Here is a 7,117-nt window from a genome sequence, read left to right as displayed (position 1 = left end):
TTCTGTCGCTGGTTCTGTCGCTGGTTCTGTCGCTGGTTCTGTCGCTGGTTCTGTCGCTGGTTCTGTCGCTGGTTCTGTCGCTGGTTCTGTCGCTGGTTCCGGTGTGGGTTCTCCCACCTGTGGCGTCAACACAGTCCCTTCCAGAGTCGCAATAGGTTCCGTGCGCGGCGTCTCGCGCGCCAGCCTCGCACCCGACCCTCTGGGCGCTTCAGTCGTTGGCGCAGGGACCGCTAGCTGCGGCTCGGGTACGGGCTCCGGGGCAGGAACGTGAGTGTCCGGGAGTATGATTGCTCCGGAAGGCGCAATCACTGTGTCCGGACCAGCACCGCCGGGCGCGGCGAGTTCTGCGTTCTTGCCACCATCCGCGGGCGGGGGGGTGACATCCACCGCGAGTTCCGGCTTGATGGGCGGCGCTGCACTCAGGTCGATGCCGGGAATCACCGTGCGCGGCTTGCCTCCGGCGGGCAGCGGTGCTTCATGCTCCAACGGCGGAGGCGCAAGTGTTTCATCTCCTCCGGGCGCAGGGGTCTCGTCCCCACCAGCCACGGCGACCTCGGGCGGCGGCGTTGAGAGCTTGGGCTCGCGCACATCGATCACGCCCGGACGGGCCCCCGGCTCGAAAACCGTGGCGCTTCGCGAAGGCTCAACCGGCTTCACAGTGGATTCGATGGGGCCCGTGGCTCCCCCACCGGCTACCGGCGGCCAGGTCACGGGGGGCAATGAGTCGCCACTCGGGCCCGGAGGGACTATGGTCGGCGTTCCGCCTTCCGTCCCACCGGCGGCCGGACCGTGCACCACGGGCGCGCCCGCCATTCCAGGCCAAGGCGAGGTCTGGCCGATGCCAGGGCCGGGTGCAAATGGCTCCGGCGTCTGATTCTGGACGATCACGGTGACCGGCGCGGACAGGCCCTCATTATCGGAGTTGTCTTTCGCCCGCGCCTCAATGACGTGGGGACCTTCACTGTAGCGCGTAGTATCCCACGTCGCCGTGTACGGAGGCGTGTTCATGCGCACGGTGTGCAACTTTCCGTCCACAAAGAAAAGGACGCTGCGCACGCCGCCCTGGTCGCTGGCTTCGGCGCGAATCTGCACCGTCCCCGACACGGTGGCGCCCTGGGCCGGGTAGTAGACCGTCACCACAGGCGGAATCCGATCTAGCATGCCGGCCGGAGCCGCGCCAGGGCCCGCGCCCGCGACGTTGATAGTCACTTGCGCATCCCCGGTCTCTCCCAGCGAATCGAAAGCACGCACCGAAATCACGTGGGGGCCCGGCGGCAGCATGCTCGCGTCCAGAGGGAAAGTCTTTTGGCCCTGCACCAGGGGGACCGGCAGGACGTACGCCTGGGCCTCGCGCCCGTCCAGTTGAAGCTCGAGGCGCACGATCTGGCGGCGCGTGTCGCTCCGGAAGGCCAGGTTGATCCAAGTCTGCCCGGAGACCAACGCCTGGTCGGCGGGTGCGGTGATGGCCACGCTTGGGCGGCAGAACGCGACGGTCGGGCAAGCCGCCGCAAGCAATACGCAGGCGAAGCCCGCGAAGATGCACCGGGCGACGCTCCGAGACTTGTTCAGCGTCATAGCTGCGTTTCCTCCGGACCGTCCGCGAATGGCGCGCAGAGCGCCTGCTGCGACTGTAACTGCAAGCGGGAGTGCGGCGAGTCGGCCGGACGCGACTGCATGCCGGACGTTCCCGGCACAGCTGTCCACCTGCGCAAGCCCCGATGAGAGTGGCCCCGAAATCCATCCGCGCTGCCCACGCGCGGTCACGAACCATCCATCAAGCATCATAGGTCACCTTCCGCCGCAAGTCAAGTTTGCGCGGGCCTCGGAGAGCCTTGACACGAAACGCCTGAGGGCTATCCTCAGGGCGTCTCAGATGCAACGCATCCACAGGGAATTGCCATGAGTAAGGCCCGGCTGACCGTACTCGAACTCGCTCCCGCCGCCGACGAGCTGTGGCGGCTTGGCTGCGATCCGCAATCCGGATTCCTGCGCCACGAGAGCCACTGCGTCACACTGCCCGACGTGGCGGCCGGAGCCAAACTCCGCCCGGTCATCACCGCAACCTACGCCAGTGGCAAAGCCACCAATATCGCCCGGGTCTTCGAGGCATTCCTTGACCCCGCCGCGGACACGGCTCTCGCACGCCTTGCCCGGGAGCGCCTCAGCGCCCGGCTGGTCACCTTCCTCCCCGGTTGTGCGACTCCTTACCGCGTGCCCGAGGTTCCAGGAGCCGCATTGTCCCGCTTCACTCCGGGCGGCGCGTACCTTGCCTGCCTGCAAGCGCGGGACTTTGGGAACGTGGAGATTGGACTGGAGGACCTGCCGCCCACCGGGGAAGTGCAGACGGACCGGCGTTGCGCGAACATCGTCTCCTGCGACGGCGCCGAACTGATCAATTTCAGCCCCTATCTCCTGTGGGACCGCGCCTGCCGCGACCGGGCAGTGAGCTATGCGGCGGAGATGCCTCCGACCGAGGTAGTGGCCCTTGCCGGGAGCCTACCGCGGGTCCACGGCGGCCCCGACCGGGGCATCTACGCCGACATCATCGCCGCGATCCGGAAGACGCATCCGACCACCCTGGTCTCGCTGGATGTGGGTGGGGCGCCGGTGGATGCCTGCCTGCGCAGAGGACCGTCCGCAAGCCCGGACCTCATGTCTGTGAATATGGATGAATACGGGGCCACGGATGCGGGCCTCTGGCGCAGTTTTGGGGGACTGGTGTTCGTCCACAGCCGGCGCGGCGCGTGGCTCATTTCGCAACCTGGCGAGAGTGTTGCGGAGCTGGAGGAGCGCGGGCCGGACGTGCCCGTTGTGCCGGGCGTGAAGCCGCTGCAGACCATCTGCGCCGGGGATGCTGCGCATGGAGGCCTGCTCCTTGGCATTATGCTCTTCGGGCGCTCCCCGGCAAGCCTGCTCAAATCACTTGTGCTCAGTCAAGCCTGCGCATTGACGGTTGTGGAAAGCGAAGGCGGCATCCGTGCCCTGGATGCCGCCCTGATCGAACGTAATGCCCGGCGAGTGTCCCCGGGCTGGGGCGAGTGAAAGGCAGGCTAGCCGCCCCGAACAAACCGGAAGGAGTACAGGTCCGCGTCCTTTAGCCGCACCCGCAGCCGCACCGGCTTGCCCGAAAGCGCACTGACGTCCTCGCTGCCGCGCCACTTGACGGTGTGTGTGATCTCGTCACCAAAGAGTATCTCCGCGTCCGCCAGCCCAAAGCCCTCGTAAGATGCCCCGGTTTCGTCACAAAGCGCGATCCGGATGGACCCTGCCGCGGAGGTGGAGTAATTGATCTCCAGGCTCGAACCGGAGAAGGTCAGGGGGCGGGTCAGCACTTCGCCCCCATCCTCTCCCCCATTCACCGACACGAACCCGTCCGTCCTCAGCGTTCCCCTGCGAAGGCGATAACTGGGGTAGCGGTAATGTTCAGTCCAGTAGATCGAGATCTCCTCATCCGACGTGGCCACCATCCCCCACGCCGGGTAGTTGTTCCGATCCGTCCAGCGCAGAGGGTCCGGCCCCGGCCGCACGAAAGCTTGCACCCAGCGCTCGAAATTCAGACCGTCGCGGCTGCTCATGAGCACCCCGTCGTTCACGCCGTCCTCGCCATGGGTCGGAAGCTTCTTGCGGCCCGGAACAAAGCGGCACGGGAAGCCGATGTACACGTGCGGGGCCCGGAAGTAGGGGATGATCGCGTTCGTGTACAGATGTTCCCGCGGCGCGTCCCCGTATGACAGCCATACCGGCTTCGTCCAGTTCAGGAAATCCGGCGACGTGCTCACCATGATGTCCCGCACCCCGTCCTTGAACCCCCGGTGGTACTCCACGTACTCGCCCCGGATGTTGTCGTAGAAAGCCAGATTCTGTGAGTCGAAGGCGCCCTCGGTAATCACCGGCTGGTCCTGCAGCTTACGCCAGTGAATGCCATCGGGTGACGCGAAGGGCACAAGTTGGGCCTTGGGTCCCGCGCTGGCGAGGGCCTTGTAGCGCTGGTCTTCGGGTGCGCCGGGGTTGCTGTCCTTGAAGGGCGTGAAATTGTGACAACCTTCGCCCTTCCAGACGATGTTGTTGTCCTTCGAGCCGGCCCAGTCGAACAGTCCCAGATTCGGGCGTACGAAATTGATCCCGTCTTCGCTCTCCGCCATGCAGGTGCAGTCACCCTGGGACAGATCAGGCCAGCCGCGATAGTAGATGCGCACCTTGCCCTCGTCCTCGAAAACCGTGAAGTAGCCGCAGTAGGGGCCTTCCCAGGGCTTGTCGAAGGTGAGCACCACTTCCCGCGGCACGGGATGGTGCAGGACCCGTCGCGCATCCCCGCTCAGGCTGTCCACCAGATAGCTGTCCACGAATAGCTCGCGCCGGTCGCCAATGTCAACCATGCTCTTCTCACCTGTCTCCGCGGAGGGGATTCCGCCGCTGCCCGGCTCCTTGCCGCCTTCTACCATCATCTCGACGTCGTCCACATCGATGTTCCCCACATCCGCTGCGTATCCGTAGATCAGCGTCGAGACGAGAAGTGCTGTCTCAGGCGCTGTCGTCTCCACACTCACCTGCGCCCAGCCGTCCGTGGGGCCTTGGATGCGCTGGAAAAGATGATGCACCCGATTACCCACATCATCGTAGAAGTTCAGGTAGATCCCCGGCTGGCACGTGTCGCCGGTGCGCAACCAGGCGGAAGCCCGATACTTGCCGCCGGGCCGCGACGGGATACGCGCGGACTCCACGCCCACACCTGCAGTCGGCACCGGGTCGAAGATGCGCACGTAGTTGACGCCTGTTCGGCCGCCATCAGTGCGCAACTCCATTCTCTCCCCAGCGCGGACCGACCAGGCCTGCGGGCCACCATCGGGCGTGGTGAGCTCGAAACTCGGGTTTGCCAGCAGATTCTCCTGCGCGATGCATGGCGCGCAGATGAGGAATGCGAGGACCAGCAGGTGAGGAATGCCCATAGCCCACTCCAGTCTTGGCGCACTGAACTGGCGCCCCTGGCGATCATTCGCTTATTCCCCTCGGGAATGGGAATGACCTGCCCGGGGCGTGGGAGAGTGGCAGGAGATCCATTGCCGCCGAGGCTACGGCCAGAAGGCGTAGGTGTTCACCCGGGTAATCAGCGAGTAGATGGTCCAGCACGCACCAGTCATGACGTCCCCCAGGATGAGGCCGAAGGCGATGGCGGGGAGCGACCGGATCGCCCGCAGCCCGCCGTAGCGCGACACCAGGCTCTTTGTGGTCCAGGCGATGAGCATCGGCGTCCACATGTGGGACATGTACCAGGTGGTTGAGATCGCGAATCCAGCGGGATGGATCGGCCACCAGACCCAGCGCGTCCGCACCACCATGAGCCCGAAGTACACTGCGAACCCGACGACCGTGGCGATGGTTCGGCCCCAGTGGAATCCCTGCGGGTCATTGATCCAGCCGCTCAACTGGCGCCAGGCCTCCTGGCTGGACCATGGCATCCACTGGTTCCAGTCCGCGCCCCACCCATGGATGTAGCCCAGGTGCAGGTACCAGTAGTACGCGCAGAAGACCCCCACCGGGACGAACAGCATGCTGGCAATGAGCATCCTTCTGCTGTCCCCTTCGAGCCGGTCTTCCAGATAGATGCCCTCGAACATGTGAGGATAGGGGATATTGCGCAGACCGCGGGTGAAGCCGAAGAACAGTGAGAGGGAGGTGAGGTTCTGCAGGCCCAGATTGTTCAGGCCCAGCACATTGCCTTGCATCACGGTGGGCCCAAGGCGTTCCAGTTCGTGAGTTGGCAGGCCCATCTCCGCCCGGATGCGTCCAACGATCATGGTCATCAGGTAATACTGCACAAAGAACGCGATGGACACGATCCAGGCCATCTTGATGGAGATGCCGGCCGCAACACTGTAGACGAAACCCGCGGCAAAGATCAGGAACGCGGTCTGATAGCGCAGAGGCTCCTTCGCGTCCATTGAGGGGTCGCCCCCACCCAGGATACGCTTCCAGACCTCTTTGAAGTATGGTCGGGCAGCCCAGAGCGCAAAGCCGATGATTGCCAGATACCCTCCGAAAGACTGCTCTTTCTGAAAGGGGAACTCGCGCACATTTGTCATACCCATCCACGCCGCCAGGATCGACTGAACCTTCCACAACAGGTGGAACAGCCACAGCGACAGGCTCATATCCTGGGGCAGAAGGAGCCCTAGCCCCGTGATGAACGGGTACCCGCAGGCATACAGGCGCCCCACCGCGTTCCACGGCCTGCCCACGAAATACTTGGACAGGTTGAACATGGGGCTCTGGTCGATCTTCACCGGAATCTCGGGGATCTGCGGGTAGAAGACATGGAAGCCGTTGAGCAGTCCGATGAAGGCCGCGATGCCGAAGGCTATCCAGAAGGCAGGCATCCGCACACTGGTGGGCTTGACTTGGCTGACTTCGAAGGGCAACTGGACGATGGGGAAGCTCATGCGCTCACGCTCCACCCACCGTTGGCGGAAAATCACCGCCAGGCCTCCGGTGCAGCCCCACATGAAGGTGAACAGCGCCCACCAACGCAGGATCGGCGGTCCCCAGACCTTCCAGTTCCGCGGGTCCCAGATGGAGCTGTCCCCCTTCCAAAGCCGTTCCAGCGCCGGGATATCGCTGACCGTCATGCTCTCGGGGACGTATGTGCCGAAAAGGTCCTCGTAGTGGTTCTCGGGGCTCGCAAAGTACGCGTACCCCTGCATGGTGGCGATGCTGGTCTTCAGCGTATCCAGACCGCTTGCGCATGTGGTGACGGAAACCAGAATGAAGAAGGCCAGAAGTTCGGCGGGAGAGAATGCGAATTTCGGCGCCCAGCGCAGGATGACGCCGTTGATCAGCCGGAAGACCACCAGCATGAACAGACAGTTCCAGAAAAGTGAGACCACCGTGGGGTCTTCAATGCCCCTGCGGTGCAGGTCGGCCATGAAATAGGCGTTCAGCGGCGCGACGAAAAGGGCAATGAGGATGATTCGCAGGGTCACGCCGCGTCTGCGGTGGTCCTGGAACTGGCTGTTATCGACTTCCGTCCTGTGCATGAGGCTCATGAGGCTTCGGGTCCCCGTACGCGGTGGAAACGACGCGCTATTGTGCGTCCAAGGCCGGGGGATTGTCAAACGAAGAT

At 64.2% G+C, this 7,117-nt stretch carries 4 protein-coding genes; 1 reads left to right on the top strand and 3 read right to left on the bottom strand.

The genetic code is table 11. The features are described 5' to 3' along the window. Positions 1-1,575 (bottom strand): hypothetical protein (locus tag HPY44_04465; protein NSW55241.1); only part of this gene is annotated, 1,575 nt, incomplete at its 3' end. Positions 1,576-1,899: 324 nt separating this feature from the next. Between HPY44_04465 and HPY44_04460 the strand changes: the two genes are divergently transcribed. Beyond that, positions 1,900-3,042 (top strand): hypothetical protein, encoded by a 1,143-nt coding sequence (locus tag HPY44_04460; GenBank protein ID NSW55240.1) that lies wholly within the window; start codon positions 1,900-1,902, stop codon positions 3,040-3,042. Between the two features lie 8 nt (positions 3,043-3,050). Here the strand turns inward: HPY44_04460 and HPY44_04455 are convergent, their stop codons facing one another. Together HPY44_04455 and HPY44_04450 are read right to left on the bottom strand one after the other, a co-directional pair. After that, entirely contained in the window at positions 3,051-4,406 is a 1,356-nt protein-coding gene (locus HPY44_04455; GenBank protein ID NSW55239.1) for a hypothetical protein, read from the bottom strand. A 663-nt stretch (positions 4,407-5,069) separates the two neighbouring features. Continuing rightward, positions 5,070-7,040: a hypothetical protein gene (locus tag HPY44_04450; GenBank protein NSW55238.1), complete on the bottom strand. Its 1,971-nt coding sequence runs from the start codon at positions 7,038-7,040 to the stop codon at positions 5,070-5,072. Positions 7,041-7,117: the final 77 nt, after the last annotated feature.

Source organism: Armatimonadota bacterium, from assembly GCA_013314775.1.
Lineage (GTDB): Bacteria > Armatimonadota > Zipacnadia > Zipacnadales > JABUFB01 > JABUFB01.
Note: the sequence above shows the minus strand (reverse complement) of the source record. Positions and strands in the feature narration are given on the sequence as shown.